Genomic DNA, 17,441 nt, shown 5'->3' on the forward strand with positions numbered 1-17,441 from the left:
AGAGATATTAAAATCAAATTTAAACTACAGTTGAAAAATTAATGTTTAAAAATCATTTCGCTTTTGTGTCATAAGTTTTATTTTAAAGCAAGATTTTTTATATTTTCATCCCTTGATTTTAAAAATATTTTTTAGCTTTTTAATTCTAAATCCAAATAATACCCCGTATAAGAATTTGTTTTTTTATGCTCTTTAGCAAGTTTTGCGGCACTTCCTGTGGCTATGATTTTACCGCCTTTATTGCCTCCCTCTGGTCCCATATCGATAATATAATCAGCATTTTTAATCACATCAAGATTATGCTCTATCACAAAAACAGAATTTTTAAGTGCGACTAAATGTTGTAAAACACTGATGAGTTTATTGACATCTTCAAAGTGAAGTCCTGTTGTTGGCTCATCTAAAATATAAAGAGTCTTTCCTGTATCGCTACGACTTAATTCTTTAGCAAGTTTGATTCTTTGAGCCTCACCTCCGCTTAAAGTTATCGCATTTTGTCCCAAAGTAAGATAATCAAGTCCAACTTTTACAAGAGTATCAAGTTTTTGCTTAATCTTTGGCACAGCAGAAAAAAATTCACACGCTTCTAAAACGCTCATATCAAGCACATCGGCTATACTTTTGCCTTTATATTGAATTTCAAGTGTGGCTTCATTATAACGTTTGCCTTTGCAAGTATCGCAAACTACCATTACATCGGGTAAAAAATGCATTTCTATTTTAATCTCTCCATCTCCGCTACACTTCTCACAGCGTCCGCCCTTGACATTAAAAGAAAAGCGTCCCGCTTTATAGCCTCTTATTTTCGCTTCTTTGGTGCTTGCAAAGAGATTGCGAATTTCATCCATTGTGCCTGTATAAGTTGCAGGATTTGAACGAGGAGTGCGTCCTATAGGACTTTGGTCAAGATAAATCACTTTATCGAGTTTTTCCAAACCTTCAATCACGACTCCACCGAGTTTTTTAACCTTTCTTGCGTGGTTGAGCTCTTCTTTTGCAAAGGGTAGAAGAGTTTGAAGTATGAGCGAACTTTTTCCGGAGCCTGAAACGCCGGTGATTGCAACGAGATTTTGCAATGGGAATTTAACATTGAGATTTTTGATATTATTGATATTGACATTTTTGAGTTCTAAAAATTCCTTTTGAGGACGATTTTTTTGTTGAGAAATTTTCTTTTTTCCACTCATATAAAGAGCAGTTTGACTTTGACTTTTAAGAAGTTCTTTATAGGTTCCACTAAAAACGACTTCCCCGCCAAATTTTCCAGCTTTTGGACCAATATCAACGATAAAATCCGCCTTTTCAATCGTCATTTTATCGTGTTCAACGACAATTAATGTATTTCCTTTTTGTTGTAAATTTCTTAAAGTTTTGATGAGTTTATGCGTATCTCTTTCGTGAAGTCCTATGCTTGGCTCGTCTAAAACATACATCACTCCACTCAATCCACTGCCAATTTGCGAGGCAATGCGAATTCTTTGAGCCTCGCCTCCGCTGATTGTCCTTGCATCTCTGCCTAAAGATAAATATCCAAGTCCCACATCAAAAAGAAAAAATAATCTTTCATTGATTTCTTTTAAAATCGGCTTTGCAATGAGTTTTTGCTGTTCGTTAAGATGAGAAAAATGGCTTTCTTTTGAAAAAAAATGTGTGCATTCTTCTATACTCATATCCAAAAGCTGACCTAAATTTTTGTTTGCAACTTTCACAGCAAGACTTTCGGGTTTGAGTCTGTGTCCCTTGCAGTCTTTGCAAATTTTTTCACTCATATATTCATCTAAATCTTTTTCATCTTTAAGTATATCATAAGCAATTTTTACAACGCCTTCAAAATTGCGTTTCAAGCGATTTCTCTTCCAAAAAAATTCAATGCTTTTAGCATTTCCATAAAGCACGAGTCTTTTTTGCTCTGCGTCCAGCTCTGCGTAAGGAATTTTGATATTGATATTGTTTTGCTCACAAAAAGCAATTAAAAATTTATAATAATAACTTTTGTTAAAACCATACATAATTTTAATTGCACCATTTTCAAGGCTTAAATTCTCATCAATGATTTTTTTCATATCCAAAGTGAAGCGAATGCCTAAACCATCGCAAGATTCACAAGCTCCTTTAGGGGAATTAAAAGAAAAACTCAAGGGTTCAAGGGGGGTAAAAGAGATTTTACAATCAAAACAAGCATTATGCTCACTATAATGATAATGCTCTTTAATGCCTAAATCCTTAGCATTTAAAATTTCTAATTCAAGCTCACCAAAACTTTCTTCAAGAGCTTTTTCAACATCACTTGCCAAACGTGAAAGCAAATCTTCTCTAAGCTCTAAGCGGTCGATTACAAGTTTTATCGTATGTTTTTTTGTTTTGCTTAGCTCAATATCCTCATCCAAACGCACCAAAACCCCATCAATTTGTGCCCTTATATAACCTTTATTTCTTAAATTCTCAAGCAAATCGACATAAGTGCCTTTTTTTTCGCGTATGAGTGGAGCATAAAGAATGATTTTTGCCCCTTTAGGGAGTTTTAAAATTTCATTGACAATATCAGCAGCACTCATTGATGAAATTTCTTTGCCACATTGATGGCAATATTGAGTGCCAACTCTTGCATAAAGTAGCCTTAAATAATCATAAATTTCAGTAATAGTCCCAACGGTTGAGCGAGGATTTTTAGAAGTGGTTTTTTGATCAATTGCAATTGCAGGAGTTAAACCTTCTATTTTATCCACATCCGGTTTGCCAACCTTATCTAAAAATTGTCTTGCATAAGCACTCAAACTTTCTATATAACGTCTTTGTCCTTCAGCATAAAGAGTGTCAAACGCAAGGGTCGATTTCCCAGAGCCTGAAAGCCCGGTAAAAACGATGAATTGATTTTTTGGAAGCTGTAAATTAATATTTTTAAGATTGTTTTCTCTTGCACCAATGATTTTTATACTTTCTTGCATAATGCTCCTAAATCAATAAAATTAAACCTGCTATTTTAGCATAAGTTATAAAATTTAGACTTTAAAAAGTAAAAAATTCTAATTTTCTTAACAAACCAAAAAAAGTCATTGCAATGGATAAAGCATAAGCACAGAGTAAAAATTTTCTGTGTGAGGATAAACGCAGTTTTTCCATAATCTTTATACCAATCAACACGCCTATCATCGAGGCTATTCCTACAATGATACCTTTATAGATTATCAAGTGATTAATCACATCTAAGCGAAGAAAAGAAATCGAACCTGAAACCGAAGCAAAAATGATAAAAAAGAGAGAAAGAGATGTAACTTTCTTGCTATCATAACCTAAAAAATAAGCCAAAATAGGAGCAATTAAAAGTCCCCCGCCAATCCCTAAAGAAATGGCAAAAATTCCCGTAAAAGCTCCGGCACAAAATAAAATAATATTTTTACTCCAAGCACTTCTTTGAATTTCAGAAGGATTTTCTTTAATTCCAAAGGCATATTTTAAAAAAAACAGACAACTTGTTGCTAAAAAAATTCCCGTAAGCGTAATATCACTAAGAATTTTTAGAATCTCTCCACTAAAACTTGCTCCTAAAATTCCCCCACAACCTACTATGAATCCATTTTTAAGATTTAATTTCTTTTTTTTATAATTGATATAAGAACCAAAAATTGAAGAAAAAATCATTTGTATGACTGAAATTCCTATAGCATGATGTGAGCTAATGCCTATAACAAGCATACAAGGAACGATAATCATCCCTCCGCCTATACCAAAAAGTCCTGAAGTGATACCTGCAATAATTCCTACAATAAAATAAAATAAATCAAATAATTCCATACATTAAAATCCCTTAAAGGAAAGATTTTATCTTATTAAAGTTAATATTTTTAAGAAAAATAATCCCAAGCAACTTTTAAAATCGTAAGAGCAACAACAAATAAAAATAAAATTTTAATGAAACGAGCATTTGTTTTTAATACAAATTTAGCTCCCAAAAAAGCTCCCAAAATTTGTCCTAAACCCATTAAAAGCCCTACACTCCAAAGCACTTCGTATTGCCAAAGAAAGATAAAAAGAGCGATGATATTGCTTGAGAAATTGAAAATTTTTGTATTAATGCTTGCTTTTTTCATATTAAAACCCAGAAAAAGCACACAGACAAAAATCCAAAATGAACCTGTGCCCGGTCCTAAAAATCCATCATAAAAGCCTAAAATTAAACCAAAAATCAGATAAAAAACTTTGATATTTTTGATTTTTACCTCCCCATCTTCTTTGCCTAAATGAGGTTTAAAAGCTGTATAAAGAAAGGTGAGTGTTAAACAGATGAGTATGATTAATTTGAGTTTATCATCTCTTACAAAAAGCACCCCATAACTTCCAAGTGCAGCCCCTAAAGCTGTAAAAAGCACTCCCCAAGTTAAATAGGGCATGGTTGTAGAGCGAAAATAGGTCATTGCAGCTGTAAATGAACCAAAGACACTTTGAAGTTTGTTTGTCGCTAAAGAAAGATGTGTGGGAATTCCACAAGCTATCAAGGCAGGAAGAGTGATCAGTCCGCCTCCACCTACAATAGAATCAATAAAACCTGCAAAAAGTCCTACAAAAAATAAAATCAAATAAAAAATTGTATCTAAATTTTCAAAGCCCAATTTAATTTCTCCCCGCTTTGACCAAGTCTATAAAGTGCAAAATCGTATTTGATAGGGTCGTTAGAATCAAATTCTTTTAATCTATCAGTCAATTCCAACACACTTTTAAAATCATAACTCTTACGTTTTATCAAGTTAAGCTTTAGCGAAACTTTGTGTGTATGAGTGTCTAAAGGAATGAGCAGGTCTTTTGTGTGAATTTTCCTCCAAAGTCCTATATCAAGTGCGTCTTGTCTGACCATCCATCTTAAAAACATATTATAACGTTTCAGTGTGGTTTGAGGTAAATTTTCAAAGGGTTTTAAAAAGAAAAAATTATAACCATAGCTTTCATAAACATTGATTTGTCTTGCTTTTTTGATAAAAGTTTTAATTGCATTCAGTATGTTTTTATCTTGTTGATAGGCTTGAGTGAAAAGATTTTCTAAGGAATCTTCTTGTTTTAATCTTCTTAAGGTAATAAAAATTTGGGCAATATCTTTTGAGTTTTGAAAACGATATTTAAGATTTTTACATTCTTTTTGAATGCATTCTTCATTGAAATCAAGCAAAGAAAAATCAAGTTTTTTTAAAAAATTGAGTATATTTCTTGCATGACCATAAGAAAATAAAGCACAGAGTAAGGCTATCCATTCTTCTTTGTATTTTTTAGCGATTTGTAAAGGATCGGGGGCATTGAATAGGGCTTGAGAATTATTTTGCTGACGCACCAAATTTTCAAATTGAGCTTTAAATTCAGCCTTACTCAATAATCTCTTAGCCTCCATTTCCCATACTTTTTTACGATTTTAAGCCAAGCAAGGTGTCAAGCATTTGATCAACGGTTGTTACAACTTTTGCAGCAGCTCCATAAGAGGCTTGATATTGTATTAAAGCAGCTAGTTCCTCGTTTGTATTCACTCCACTTTTGGATTGATATTCGCTATAAACAGAATTATAGAGCGTGGTATTGCTTGTATGGACTATTTCATTGTTTTCTCCATCACTTGCAATTTGTCCCGTAAATTTCCTATAATATTGTTCTAAAGTAAGATTATCAATCGTCCCATCAGCATTGTAAAAATTGACTTTGTCGTATTGAAGTTGTATGATTTCATTTGCCATATCATTACCACTATCAACCCCGTTTTTACTCGCTCTTAGTGTGCTAGGATCATTCATTAAAGAGTCTTTAACTGAAATATTTTCTGCATTATTACCGCTAAAAAATCCGCCTATGCTAAAAGCCCCTGCGAAATTTGTCCCCTTATCTTCAATGGAAACCTTAAAACCTGTTTTTGCATTGATTTGAAACAATCCGCTTTCAGTGTTTAAATCATAGCTAAAACTTGCATTGATATGGTCATCAACATCGTTTAAAGGGTTGTTATCTTTATTATCATCAGTATTTGAAGTGATTTGTGCGACAAGATCTTGCATTGTGGTATTGACATCAATGGTAATGGTTTTTCTTACTTGCTCATCACCTTTTTCATCATAAATGACTATATCAAAGCTCCCCGGCTGTATGGTCCTGTCATAATTTACCAAAGGTATATCCCCTCTTAAATAGGGTTGATAATCCGAAGTTATAGAACTTTTTGCAGAGCTTGCATAAATATTATTTGTTTCATTAATCAAAGTCTTTGAAAAAGTATCCAAAGAGTCCATATAACCTTGAATGATACCATCTTTGTATTTGCCTTCAGTTTTATTGTAATTTCTTCCTCTAAGATCAAGTTGTGCCCCAAGCTGTCCGCCTTTTAATTTAGCTGTAAGATCATGAACTTTTTCATCAGAAGTTTGATGATAAATGCTGTAAGATTTGTTTTTATCATCATAATCAAGCTTTAAAGGATGAAAATCCACCCCATCGACTAAGGTAAAACCCTCTATGCTAAGATTATATTGATGTCCGGGGTCTGTGATTTTAGTATCTAAGCGATTATTTTGCTGAATTTCATTCTTACTTGCTACACTATCAACGAGCTTAGAAAGAGTGAGCTCTAACTCATCTCTTTTATCCCTTAACTCATTAGCGTGGTCGGTAGTTAAGACCTCTTGTCCGTAAATTCTTTTATTGATAAGTGCAATTTCTTCGCCGATTCTATTAATCTCTTCCACCGTTGATTTTATATCGTCATTAATTTTTTGTTGAATTTGTTTTAAGGTTGAAAAAGACCCATTAAGGCTTTCAGCAAGAGTTTTAGCAGAATTAATCAAAGCGATTTTTGTAGAATCTTCATTAGGATTTGAGGCAAAATCATTCCAAGCTTGATTATATTTTTCTAAATTATTTAAAACCCCTGTTCCTAAAAGATCGGGAAATCTTTGTGCAATCTCCTGTAAAGAATCGCCCATATATTGAGTGTATTCAAGCTGATTTGTAGCATTTTTAAGCTTATAATAAGAATGCTCGTCATGCAAACGCACTATGCTTTCTACGAATGTTCCCATTCCAACTTCAACGCCATTTGTATTATAATATCCGCCCGTAGTTTGCACCACTCTTTGACGCGTATAAAAAGTGCTATTAGCATTAGAAATATTATTACCCGTAGTAGCAATTTGAAGCTCACTTGCTTTTAAACCGCTCACTCCTGTATATAAAGAAGAAAAAATTCCCATCTTAAATCCTTATACATTAATCTTAAAAATTGACTCTGGAATATCCTTTTTATTTCTATAAGCATTATCTGTTCCATTGCTATGAATGTCAAACATTTTATCGATTAAGCCATCGAGAAAATCCTTGACAATAAGCACGAGTTTAGCGTATTCTTTATTTTTAGTGTAAAGAGTCTGTAGATTTTTTTTAAGAATATCAAGCTTATTTTTATCTTCTTCATCAAGCATTTCGCTTAACCCCTTAGTGGAACTATTGTTTAATTGCACTAAGCTAAGATCAAGCTTTTTTTTAGCATTTACAAATTCGGTGATGAGTTTGTTTTTCTTTTCAACATTAGGTGCGACACTTTCGTGTTTAGCAATTTTGATATTTTCTAAGTCTTCTTCAGTCAATGCTATGAGTTTATCTAAGATAGCATTCACCTCATCTAAATGTTCTTTAAGCATTTTATCTCCTTTTTAAACTCTTAAAAAGGAGATAAATTTTTAGATTAGAGAATCTGCCATTGCAGAAGCTGTGGCTTTAAGATCAATCTTATAAGTGCCATCTTTAACTTCTTGTGCAATCTTTGAAACTTTATCATTCTCCATTTTTTGAGTTTCGTTTATTTTAGTTTCTTTATCAGTTTTATTTGTATTTAATGCTGCATTTGCAACATAACTTTGTTGTATAGAATTTATCATTATCTGCCTCCTTGATTAAAAGTCTTTATGAACCAAATCGGCTTTTAAGATAAAAACTTAACCTCTTTCTTTCAAAAAATCAAATAATAATTTTGAAAAACCTAAACCACCACTTAAAGCTTTACTCATCGTATCATTATACATAGAAGAATAAATCTCATCGCTCGCATCTTTTCCAAAAAGAGAATTTTGATTTTTTAAAGATATATCCAAAATTTCTTTGATTAAAAAAGCTTCAAAAGCGTCAGTTTGTTCCTTTAAAAGCTCATCTTCTTTCGTTTGAGTTTTAAATTCGCTTTTATCAATTTTATTTTTTGTAGCATCTAATAAAGCTGTGTTTAAATGATAAGTGCTTAAAAAATTATCCATCATATCACCTCTAAATCGGCATTAATCGCCCCAGCACGTTTTAAATTTTCCATTATAGTAATGATGTCATTAGGTGATGCACCAAGGCGATTGAGCATTCTTGCAACATTAGCCACCGTTGTTTTTGAATTTGAAATGCGAAGAGTGTTTGAAGTTGGGTCTATCATACCCCCATCTTTCATATCAATTTCATTTTGTGCTGCTGGATTATCATTATTTGGTTCAATTTTTATAGTAATATCTTTATGTGTAATGAGCACAGGCTCAACTTCAACATCCACCCCTGCAATCACGGTTCCGGTTCTTTCATCGATAATGACTTTATTTTGCGGAGTGTAAGCAATGTCTTGCTCTAATACTCTTGCCATAAATTCAACATTTGAAAGCTCTTCAGGTTTATTGAGTTTAATCGTTCTTGAATCAACAGCTCTTGCAACACTTTCGTCAAAAATAGTATTTAAAACCCTTTCTATATCGTGAGCGGTCTTAAAATCTGCTGTTTTTAAACTCAAGGTTAAATCATTATTTTCGCTAAAATTCTGTGAAATTTCTCTTTCTACATTAGCCCCGCCCATAATTGTTGCTGCAGTAGTGTGTGTCCCTGCTCCACCGGGTCTTGCCGCTAAACCGCCGGTTGAAAGTGAGCCTTGTGCTATGGCATAAATCTCACCATCAATTCCTCTTAGAGCTGTAAGCAAAAGAGTTCCTCCTTGCAAGGACTTCGCATCTCCTAAAGAAGCGACCGTAACATCAAGTTTATCCCCGCTTTTAGCAAAAGCTGGAATGGTAGCTGTAACCATAACAGCAGCAGTGTTTTTGGACTTAATATCATCAGGATCGACTTTAATGTTCATTCCTTGTAAAAGGTTGGAAATGGATTGAAGTGTGAATTTAGAGCTTGTCCCATCTCCACTTCCATTAAGTCCCACAACCAAACCATAGCCTATGAGCTGATTGTCCCTAACGCCAACTGTATTGACCACTTCTTTGATTTGAATTGCTAAAAGGCTTAAATTCATTAATAAAATCGTCAATAAAATTCTCATCGCATTTTCCTTAAAAATACTTTAGATTAAAAGAAAGCAAAAAACATTCCAACATTGAAGCCCTTGTTTTAATTCAGAGCTTTGTAAGGTTTTTAATAAAATTTTATCTTATTTTAGATAAAATGTTGCAATTTTATATTATATTTTTAAGGTAGGGATTGAAAAAATTAGTCATAGACCTTGATGGAACACTTACAATTGATGATAAAAATGTGCCTTATGAAAAGAAAAAAGTCAATCAAGAAGTTTTGGAAAAACTTAAAATTTACAAAAAAATGGGTTTTAAGATTACCATTTTTACAAGCAGAAATATGAAGACTTATAGAGGTGATATAGAAAAAATTAAGGCTTTAACTCTCCCTAAAATCAAAACTTGGCTCGCAGAAAACCATATCGTTTATGATGAGCTTATCGTTGGAAAACCTTGGTGTGGTGATGAAGGCTTTTATATTGATGATAAAGCAATTCGCCCTCTTGAATTTAGCACACTTGATTTTAAAGAAATTACTCAATTGCTTAATACAAAAAAGCAACAAAAAGCTGTTTTAATCACTTCGGCTAAATACTTAAGTGATGAATTTACCCTTGAGTTTGGTCAAATTGTGCCTTCATTTTTACCCTTAGGCAATAAAAGATTGTATGAGTATCAAGCAAAATTATTTAAAGATTGTAGAATTTTCTTATCCTTACCTAAAGATTTTAAAATCAATACTTTTGATTTAAAAAAATTTAAAAATTTAGGTATAAAACCGCTTTTTGTTCCAAATGATTTAAATCTTGGTGAATCCATTGTATATTGCATAAATTTGCTTTGTGAAGACGAACTTTATATTATCCATGGAGATTGTTTTTTTAAAGATTTAGAATTAATTCCTAATTCTTTAGTGCTGGCAAGAGTAAAGGAAAATTATAATTGGGCTTATATGGATAAGGATTTTAAGATAAAAAATTCTGAAGAGCTCGATGAAAATTTAATCTTAGCAGGAGCTTTTCACATACAAAACACACGCGTTTTAACAAGGACTATTGTTCGAAATGGTTATTCTTTTTTTAAGGGTTTAAAATCTTATTCTAAGATTTTACCTTTTACAATTTTGAAAAATGATTCTTGGCTTGATTTTGGATTATTAACAAATTATTTCCATTCTAAAAAAGTTATTCAAACTCAAAGGTCTTTTAACACTCTTACCCATAATAAATGGGGGGGGGGAATGGTCCAAAAGACTTCCTCGTGGCTTAAAAAGATTGAAGCAGAAATTTCTTGGTTTGAATCTTTACCCAAAGAGCTTTGCATTTTCATACCTCAATTTTTACGAGGACAGGGTTGCTATTTTACTGAATATATCTACAATAATACTCTAGCCGAACTTTTTGTTTTTGGTAAGCTTCCAAATTATGTTTGGGTAAGAATTTTTTATTCTTTAAAAGATTTTTTGGATAAGCTTCATTCTTTTAAAAATGAGAATCTTGTTTTAAATTTTGATTATAAGGCAAAAATTTTACAAAGACTTGAAGAATTCTCTAAACAAAATAACATTGATTTGAATCAAAAATGGCAATTAGGAGATAAAACATTGCCTTCAATTTTAGAACTTGTTAAAAAACTTGATAAATATATAAAAAGTCCAAAATGCTACACTCTAATCCACGGAGATTTTTGTTTTTCAAACATTATGTATGATTTTAGGGCAAATAGTATTAAAACTTTTGACCCTAGAGGTATGGATTTTGATGAAAAAATTTCAAATTTTGGCGATGCAAATTATGACTTAGCAAAATTAGTTCATAGTGTGTTTGGTTACTATGATTTTATCATTGCTGGATTTTATAATCTAAAAATCAAAGCAAATACAATTCAATTCTCATTTTTTCACCATAATGAACTTAAAAATATACAAAAGAGTTTCTTAGAAATTTTTAAACCGGATAAAGAAATTTTCGCTTTAAATATACATTTATTTTTATCAATGCTCCCTTTGCATAAGGATTGCAAAGAAAGACAAATGGCATTTTTAGCTAATGCCTTAAGGCTCTTTGATGAATTTTTTGAGGAGGAGTTGTGATTATCATCTTCCCTATGGCTGGACTTTCAAGTCGTTTTGCAAAGGCTGGTTACCATAAACCCAAATATATGCTTGATTTAAATGGCACGAGTGTATTTTCAAAAGCTGTTTTAAGTTTTAAAAAATATTTTAATCATTTTAAAATCCTTTTCATTTATAGAAATATAGAAAATTCTAAAGAATTTATTAAAAGAGAGTGTGAAAAAATGCAACTTGAATTTTATGAATGTGTAGAATTAGAAAAGGAAACAAAGGGACAGGCTCACACCGTAATGCTAGGACTCCAAAAAGCAAAGATTAAAGCAGATGAGAGTCTTTTGATTTTTAATATCGATACTTTTAGACCTAATTTTTCTTTGCCACCAAATTTGGATATTTTTGATGGATATTTGGAAGTTTTTGAGGGCGAGGGCGAACAATGGAGTTTTGTTTTGGCTGACAAAAATGGCAGGGTGCTTAGAACAACAGAAAAAGAAAGAATTTCAAATCTTTGTAGTAGCGGGATTTATTATTTTAAAAAAGCTAAAGATTTTAAAGAAGTATTCTTAGAACTTCAAAGTAAAGATGAAAGAATCAAAGATGAATTTTATATCGCTCCTATGTATAATGTTTTGATTAAAAAAGGAGCTTTTATAGGCTTTGTAAAGATTAATTTAGATGAAATTATCTTTTGTGGAACCCCTTTAGAATATGAACATTTGATACAATGATTTTTTAAGTGCATTTACCATTCGTTTTTTTTTTTTTTGTAAAAATTGCTTTGGAATTTTTAAGGAAAAACGATGAAAAAAATAAGCTTTGCAATGCCAATTTATCCTCCACATTTTCGTAATGCTTTAAATTTTATTACAAGTTTTAAAAAGCATAAGCTTCATTTGCAAAGTGATTTTTACTTGGTTTTTTCTAATTCTAATGATCAAGAAAAATTTAAAGCTCTTGCAGGTAAAGCAGATTTTAAAAGTTTAATTTTACCCTTTATTCCACAAAGAACTAATGCAACTGCAGCAATTAAAAAATTCTATGCTTTATCTTGTTTAAAAAAATTATATCAATATATCATCGTAGTTGATAGCGAGAGTTTAATCATCAAAAATATTGATTTAATGAAAATGTGTGATGAATTTTATCAAAATAAAATTCTTTATGGTAATGAAACATTAGCAGGAATAAAACTTGACAGAATTACTAACCGAGCTCTTTGGCATTTTAAAAATCATCCTCAATTAAAAAATGCAAAGACGAATTTATATTTATGGTTTAATCAAATTTGTATTTATGAAAATGAGTGTTTAGAAGAATTTTTTAAGCTTACAAAAATTAATGAGAATTTAACCGAAGTGCTTTGGGAAGATTTTGAACACTATATTTATATGACTTATCTTATTCTTTATAGAAATTTTAGGATAGAAAATATAGAAATTATTTCTCGCTATGGGATTTTTGAAGCATATAATTTTAAACCTACAAGCATGAAATTTCTTTATACTCAATTTTATCATTGCACCCCCGGAATTTATAATCTCATTGACACTCGAAAAGTTTTTATGTTTATACAAATAGATAGAAAAGGAATTCTTCCTCTCAATTCTCCAGATTATATTTTCAAAAATGCTTGTTCTCGTGTCAAAGAAACATTATCTTATCAATTAGGATTTGCAATGATAAAAAATTTTAAAGGATTTAAAATTTTTAAACTTCCTTTTATTTTGGCAAAAATTGCAATCAAATATAAAAAAATACAGCAAAAATATCAATTTTTAAGTCTTGTAAATCCTATTTTACAGCTTCCTTCTTTAGAGAGTTATGTTGATTTTCCAAAGGCTTTAGAATGTAAAAAACATTTATCTTATATTTTAGGTTCGACTTTGATTAAATCATATAAACGATATAAATGGGGGGGGGGGATTAGTTTTTTTGTTTAAAATACCTTCTATCGTCAAAGAATTCAAAAAAAAGAAAAACAATGAAAATTTGTGAATTTTAAAAATATTTTTTTAATCTCAAATCAAAGCAGATGAAAAATTTCTTAGAATTTTTCATAAAAGCTTAGCGAAGTTAAACCAAATTTTTTAAGTTTAATCCGCTTAAATTCATTAAGAAATTGCGGGGTGTGTAAGTCTTTATGATGCTCTAAAATCAAAGCTGAAATTTTAGACGAATCAAGCTGATTTAACAGGGTATAAATTCTTTCATAAATCCCCTCAAAACCTTTCCTTATATCAAAAGGCGGGTCAAAATAAAGGACAGCCAAAGCATCAATTTGTTTTAAAAGCTTAGGTAAAAGCTCGAAGCTATCTCCATTTAAGATGTGTAAATTTTCATCTAAAGCCTTTGCATTTTTCAAAGCAATATGATAAGCCTTTTTATCAAGCTCGATGGCATAGGCTTTTAAAGCATAATTACTCAATGCCGTTGCTGCCATCAAAGCACTGCCACCAAAAGCTTCTATGAAAATTTTATCCCTTAAATTTTGTCTTAAAACATTAAAGACGCAAGAACAGACAATGTTTTTAGTGCTTCTTGTGCTTTGCAAACTTGGCAAAAGAAGTTTTTTTCCTTTGTAGCGACCGCTTGGAATGCTTGTGAAAATTTTTTTAGAATTTTGCTTTAAAAAATCGCTTTTAACTTCACTCATTCATCAAGGCTTTAACGAGCTTATCTTTTAAACTTAAAATGGCTTTATTGATTTTTTCTTCGTATTCTTTTTTAAATTCATTTGCAATTGTATCGATTTTTTGTTCCAAAATTTTTCTTTGCTCTTGGGCTAATTTTTTTGCAGCGATTTTCAAAGCTTCATCGAATTCCTCTAAAGAAGTTAAAAGCTTTTCTTTGCTAAAAGGCACTTGTAAAAAGGGAGAATTATCATTGATGATAAACAAGGGTTTTGCATGGGAGATTTTTTCATCACAAACGATAAAATCACAATCATTTTTTGTTACCAAATGTTCTTTTAAAAAAAGCTCTAAGGATTTTTCTAAAATCAAATCCTTACAATCAACTGCAATTCTCATATCAAAGTAACTTTTAATTTATGATTTTTCAAACTTGCACTCTCTTCACCTTCAATGAGTGCAATCAATTCTTGAGAATTTAAAATATAAAAATCCTCAAAATCCCTCCCACTTTCTTTCATCAAATCCTTACAACAAGTATCAAACATATAAAAATCTTTTGCCTCATCAACAACTAAAAAATCACAACCCTTATCATAAGCGTCTAAAACAATATCTGCGGCTATTTTATAGGCTAAATTTACATTAAAATTTAAAAGTTCAAAACCGCTTGATGGATTTTTAAAATCCATAATCTTAGCCTTAAGTTTGGTTTTTAATTCTTCATTTTCATAACCATAAAAACCTATATTAAATCCCTTAAAATCGTGCTTTATATGTGTTAGTTTTCTCTTTTCTTCTTTTTTAAATTCTTTAAAATTTATTAAATTTTTATCAATCAATCCTGCTTGAGAAATTTCATCTTTTAACTTCTTAATAATTTGCTCTAAATCCTTGTTTTTAGTAGGAAGATGATAAAAAATTCCGCGATTTTTATCTGCAAGAATTTGTAAAAAATCAAGTTTTTTCCCGGGATATTTTTCAATCATTTTAAAAATAAAATAAAACAAAGAATCTCCAAAACAATCTTGATTGAATTTTAAAATTTCACTTGTATAATAAAGATAATCATATTTTTCATAGAGTTTTTTATCCTCATCATTAACCAAAGAAGCAACAAATTTAAATTCGTCTAAAAAATCTTTTTTATCAAAGATTAAATCTTTTGTAGCTCTTTTTAAACTTAAAGGTTCAATCATAAGCTCAAAACCTTCTTCTTGTAAAATTTGTTCTAAATTTGCACAGAGGGGAAAAGGCTTAGAATTGACTAAAATATAAGCATTTTCATCTTTTGGAAAATCAAAATAAATATCATCATCTTGCACCTGCAAGAGCAAGTCATAAAGAGCCTTAAAATTTTCATAATTATCATAAACATAGGGCTTATAATAGTCTTCATAATCTTTATTTTTATCAAATCTAAAAATTCTAAGTTCTAATTTTTTCATTTGAATTTCCTCTGATAAATTTTTATTTTCAATTATATAAAAAAATTCTAAAATTCACTAGAATTTAAAAAAAAATTTTATAAAATAAATTCTATGGATAAAGAAAAATTGATTATCAAAGCCTTTTTAAATGAACTCAATGGAGATGATGGAGCGGTCATTAAAAATTGGTGTTTGAGTAAGGATTTATTCTTTGAAAATGTGCATTTTAAAAGAGAATGGCTTAGTTTAGAGCAAATTGCTTCAAAGGCTATGCTTGTTAATATTTCTGATGCCATTGTTATGAATGCTGTGCCCCGATACGCTCTTTTAGGACTTGCTTTACCTAAAAATTTAAATGAAAATCAAATCAAAGATTTGCAAAGAGGTTTTTTAAAAACAGCAAAAAAATTTGGCATTAAAATTATAGGTGGAGATACGATAAGTAATGAAAAAATCGATATTTCCATTACTCTACTTTCAAAAATTAGAAAAAAAGCCATTTATCGTAAAGGTTTAAAAATCGGGCATTTGCTTGCATTCACAGGGGAACTTGGACAAAGTTTAAAGGGACTTGAACTCTTGCAAAAAGGTGGAAGTTTAGAGGCAAAACATCGCTTTATTAAGCCAAAATTACGTAAAGATTTTTTTTATAAAATTGCAAATAAAGTTGTATGTGCTATGGATATTTCAGATGGCTTAAGCAAAGATTTATCGCGTTTATTAGAACTGAATCAGCTTGGAATTTCTTGGTTTAAGACACTTGATTTTTATGAGCTTTATAGTGGAGAGGAATATGAAATTTTATTTGCCTTTGAAAAAAAAGATAAAGAATTTATAGAAAAAATGGCTCAAAAATACAAACTCAAACTCAATATCTTTGGTCAAGCAGTGAAAGGAAAATATGAATTTAGGGGAAAAGAACACCATTTTTAAACCTTTGTATTCATTAAAACACAGCCCTATTGAAGCATATTTTAGTAAAAATAGCGAAGATTTTGTCGTGCGTGAAAAAGCTCTTTATGAATTCAGTGGCACAGGAGAGCATTTGATTTTACATATTTGTAAAAAAGATTTAAGCACGAGTGAAGCTGTGAGTATTTTAAGTCAAATGAGCGGGGAAAAGATAAAAAATTTTGGTTATGCAGGACTTAAAGACAAGCAAGGAACAACTTTTCAATACATTTCAATGCCTAAAAAATTTAAATCTTTTTTGAATGATTTTTCCCATCCAAAGCTTAAAATTGTAGAAATTTTTACTCATCATAATAAACTTAAAATCGGACATTTAAAAGGGAATTCTTTTTTTATCCGGCTTAAAAAAGTTTCTCCTCTTAATGCTCTTAAAATCAAACAAGCCTTTACAATCCTTGAAAATCAAGGATTTGCAAATTATTTTGGTTATCAAAGATTTGGAAAATTTCAAGATAATTATTTAGAAGGACTTGAAATTTTAAAGGGCAAAAAAGTTAAAAATCCTAAACTTAAGAATTTTTTTATCAGTGCTTTTCAAAGTGAGCTTTTTAACAGATATCTTAGTAAAAGAGTGGAATTATCGCATTTTGCAAAGGATTTTAGCGAAAAAGAACTTGCCCGAATTTACAACTTGTCTAAAAGTGAAGCCCTTTTTTTAAAAAAACAAAAACATTTTTTTAAGCTTTTAAAAGGAGATGTTTTGGGACATTATCCCTTTGGAAAATGCTTTATTTGTGAGGATTTAGAAACAGAAAGTCAAAGATTTTTAAAAAAAGATATAAGCGTTTTAGGGCTTTTACTCGGTGAGAGAGCTTTTAAAACAACGCAAGGTTTGGCACAAAATTTAGAAGCTGAAATTTTTAGTCCTTTTAATGAATTTATACCACAAATGCAAGGTTCAAGACGTTTTATGTGGAGTTATTTAGAAAAGAGTAAGATGGATTATGATGAAAAAAAGGCACATTTGTGTTTGGAATTTTTTCTTCAAAAAGGCTCTTATGCAACGACAATTTTAGAAGAACTTTTGCATCAGAATTTTGACTAAGGGATA

Annotated in this window: 17 protein-coding genes; 5 read left to right on the forward strand and 12 right to left on the reverse strand. The window is 30.7% G+C overall.

Going from position 1 to position 17,441, the window contains the following annotated elements; translation table 11 throughout:
- Window positions 1-131 precede the first annotated feature (131 nt).
- From uvrA to CCUN_RS01775, 9 genes are all read right to left on the reverse strand, one after another.
- Window positions 132-2,945 carry an excinuclease ABC subunit UvrA gene (gene uvrA, locus CCUN_RS01735; protein WP_027305236.1) on the reverse strand — a complete coding sequence of 938 codons (2,814 nt, stop codon included), beginning with the start codon at window positions 2,943-2,945 and terminating at the stop codon, window positions 132-134.
- Between the two features lie 61 nt (window positions 2,946-3,006).
- The gene (locus CCUN_RS01740) at window positions 3,007-3,792 is read right to left on the reverse strand and encodes a sulfite exporter TauE/SafE family protein (protein ID WP_027305235.1); all 786 of its coding nucleotides are present in this window, start codon (window positions 3,790-3,792) and stop codon (window positions 3,007-3,009) included.
- A gap of 50 nt (window positions 3,793-3,842) precedes the next feature.
- A complete protein-coding gene (locus tag CCUN_RS01745) occupies window positions 3,843-4,607 on the reverse strand; it encodes a TSUP family transporter (protein ID WP_027305234.1) in 765 nt (254 codons plus the stop codon).
- Window positions 4,589-5,374, reverse strand: coding sequence for a TIGR02757 family protein (locus CCUN_RS01750; RefSeq protein ID WP_051521679.1), 786 nt, complete (start codon window positions 5,372-5,374; stop codon window positions 4,589-4,591). Before CCUN_RS01750 ends, CCUN_RS01745 begins: the two co-directional genes overlap by 19 nt.
- Before the next feature lie 13 nt (window positions 5,375-5,387).
- A complete protein-coding gene (gene flgK, locus CCUN_RS01755; RefSeq protein ID WP_027305232.1) occupies window positions 5,388-7,214 on the reverse strand; it encodes a flagellar hook-associated protein FlgK in 1,827 nt (608 codons plus the stop codon).
- A 9-nt stretch (window positions 7,215-7,223) separates the two neighbouring features.
- Entirely contained in the window at window positions 7,224-7,661 is a 438-nt protein-coding gene (gene flgN / locus CCUN_RS01760) for a flagellar export chaperone FlgN (RefSeq protein WP_027305231.1), read from the reverse strand.
- A 39-nt stretch (window positions 7,662-7,700) separates the two neighbouring features.
- On the reverse strand, window positions 7,701-7,898 hold the full coding sequence (locus tag CCUN_RS01765; RefSeq protein ID WP_027305230.1) for a flagellar biosynthesis anti-sigma factor FlgM: 198 nt from the start codon (window positions 7,896-7,898) through the stop codon (window positions 7,701-7,703).
- Window positions 7,899-7,955: 57 nt separating this feature from the next.
- Window positions 7,956-8,267 carry a hypothetical protein gene (locus CCUN_RS01770; RefSeq protein WP_027305229.1) on the reverse strand — a complete coding sequence of 104 codons (312 nt, stop codon included), beginning with the start codon at window positions 8,265-8,267 and terminating at the stop codon, window positions 7,956-7,958.
- Entirely contained in the window at window positions 8,267-9,313 is a 1,047-nt protein-coding gene (locus tag CCUN_RS01775; RefSeq protein ID WP_027305228.1) for a flagellar basal body P-ring protein FlgI, read from the reverse strand. Before CCUN_RS01775 ends, CCUN_RS01770 begins: the two co-directional genes overlap by 1 nt.
- 158 nt (window positions 9,314-9,471) lie before the next feature.
- On the opposite strand from CCUN_RS01775, the gene CCUN_RS01780 reads away from it, so the two are divergent.
- The 3 genes from CCUN_RS01780 to CCUN_RS01790 all read left to right on the forward strand — a co-directional run bounded on the left by CCUN_RS01780 (window position 9,472) and on the right by CCUN_RS01790 (window position 13,298).
- Entirely contained in the window at window positions 9,472-11,376 is a 1,905-nt protein-coding gene (locus tag CCUN_RS01780; RefSeq protein WP_232087699.1) for an HAD family hydrolase, read from the forward strand.
- Entirely contained in the window at window positions 11,373-12,086 is a 714-nt protein-coding gene (locus CCUN_RS01785; RefSeq protein WP_027305226.1) for a glycosyltransferase family 2 protein, read from the forward strand. The genes CCUN_RS01780 and CCUN_RS01785 overlap by 4 nt, the downstream gene beginning before the upstream one ends.
- 72 nt (window positions 12,087-12,158) lie before the next feature.
- On the forward strand, window positions 12,159-13,298 hold the full coding sequence (locus CCUN_RS01790) for a hypothetical protein (RefSeq protein WP_027305225.1): 1,140 nt from the start codon (window positions 12,159-12,161) through the stop codon (window positions 13,296-13,298).
- 104 nt (window positions 13,299-13,402) lie between these two features.
- On the opposite strand, the gene CCUN_RS01795 is transcribed toward CCUN_RS01790, so the two are convergent.
- The 3 genes from CCUN_RS01795 to CCUN_RS01805 are packed head-to-tail and all read right to left on the reverse strand — an operon-like array spanning window position 13,403 to window position 15,436.
- The gene (locus tag CCUN_RS01795) at window positions 13,403-14,011 is read right to left on the reverse strand and encodes an RsmD family RNA methyltransferase (RefSeq protein WP_051521678.1); all 609 of its coding nucleotides are present in this window, start codon (window positions 14,009-14,011) and stop codon (window positions 13,403-13,405) included.
- Window positions 14,004-14,387: a hypothetical protein gene (locus CCUN_RS01800; RefSeq protein ID WP_027305224.1), complete on the reverse strand. Its 384-nt coding sequence runs from the start codon at window positions 14,385-14,387 to the stop codon at window positions 14,004-14,006. The genes CCUN_RS01795 and CCUN_RS01800 overlap by 8 nt, the downstream gene beginning before the upstream one ends.
- Window positions 14,384-15,436: an HdrB C-terminal domain-containing protein gene (locus tag CCUN_RS01805; protein ID WP_027305223.1), complete on the reverse strand. Its 1,053-nt coding sequence runs from the start codon at window positions 15,434-15,436 to the stop codon at window positions 14,384-14,386. The genes CCUN_RS01800 and CCUN_RS01805 overlap by 4 nt, the downstream gene beginning before the upstream one ends.
- A 93-nt stretch (window positions 15,437-15,529) precedes the next feature.
- Between CCUN_RS01805 and CCUN_RS01810 the strand changes: the two genes are divergently transcribed.
- Together CCUN_RS01810 and truD are read left to right on the forward strand one after the other, a co-directional pair.
- On the forward strand, window positions 15,530-16,351 hold the full coding sequence (locus CCUN_RS01810) for a thiamine-phosphate kinase (protein WP_027305222.1): 822 nt from the start codon (window positions 15,530-15,532) through the stop codon (window positions 16,349-16,351).
- Window positions 16,320-17,435 (forward strand): tRNA pseudouridine(13) synthase TruD, encoded by a 1,116-nt coding sequence (truD, locus tag CCUN_RS01815; RefSeq protein ID WP_027305221.1) that lies wholly within the window; start codon window positions 16,320-16,322, stop codon window positions 17,433-17,435. The genes CCUN_RS01810 and truD overlap by 32 nt, the downstream gene beginning before the upstream one ends.
- The last annotated feature ends 6 nt before the right edge of the window (window positions 17,436-17,441 follow it).

Source organism: Campylobacter cuniculorum DSM 23162 = LMG 24588 (assembly GCF_002104335.1).
Lineage (GTDB): Bacteria > Campylobacterota > Campylobacteria > Campylobacterales > Campylobacteraceae > Campylobacter_D > Campylobacter_D cuniculorum.

Bases quoted from the DNA above. Each gene is read 5' to 3' on its own strand.
- CCUN_RS01750 (WP_051521679.1), bottom strand. From the start codon at position 5,374: ATGGAGGCTAAGAGATTATTGAGTAAGGCTGAATTTAAAGCTCAATTT.
- flgN (WP_027305231.1), bottom strand. From the start codon at position 7,661: ATGCTTAAAGAACATTTAGATGAGGTGAATGCTATCTTAGATAAACTC.
- truD (WP_027305221.1), top strand. From the start codon at position 16,320: ATGAATTTAGGGGAAAAGAACACCATTTTTAAACCTTTGTATTCATTA.
- CCUN_RS01790 (WP_027305225.1), top strand. From the start codon at position 12,159: ATGAAAAAAATAAGCTTTGCAATGCCAATTTATCCTCCACATTTTCGT.
- CCUN_RS01795 (WP_051521678.1), bottom strand. From the start codon at position 14,011: ATGAGTGAAGTTAAAAGCGATTTTTTAAAGCAAAATTCTAAAAAAATT.
- CCUN_RS01775 (WP_027305228.1), bottom strand. From the start codon at position 9,313: ATGAGAATTTTATTGACGATTTTATTAATGAATTTAAGCCTTTTAGCA.
- CCUN_RS01800 (WP_027305224.1), bottom strand. From the start codon at position 14,387: ATGAGAATTGCAGTTGATTGTAAGGATTTGATTTTAGAAAAATCCTTA.
- CCUN_RS01740 (WP_027305235.1), bottom strand. From the start codon at position 3,792: ATGGAATTATTTGATTTATTTTATTTTATTGTAGGAATTATTGCAGGT.
- CCUN_RS01765 (WP_027305230.1), bottom strand. From the start codon at position 7,898: ATGATAAATTCTATACAACAAAGTTATGTTGCAAATGCAGCATTAAAT.
- CCUN_RS01770 (WP_027305229.1), bottom strand. From the start codon at position 8,267: ATGGATAATTTTTTAAGCACTTATCATTTAAACACAGCTTTATTAGAT.
- CCUN_RS01810 (WP_027305222.1), top strand. From the start codon at position 15,530: ATGGATAAAGAAAAATTGATTATCAAAGCCTTTTTAAATGAACTCAAT.
- uvrA (WP_027305236.1), bottom strand. From the start codon at position 2,945: ATGCAAGAAAGTATAAAAATCATTGGTGCAAGAGAAAACAATCTTAAA.
- CCUN_RS01805 (WP_027305223.1), bottom strand. From the start codon at position 15,436: ATGAAAAAATTAGAACTTAGAATTTTTAGATTTGATAAAAATAAAGAT.
- flgK (WP_027305232.1), bottom strand. From the start codon at position 7,214: ATGGGAATTTTTTCTTCTTTATATACAGGAGTGAGCGGTTTAAAAGCA.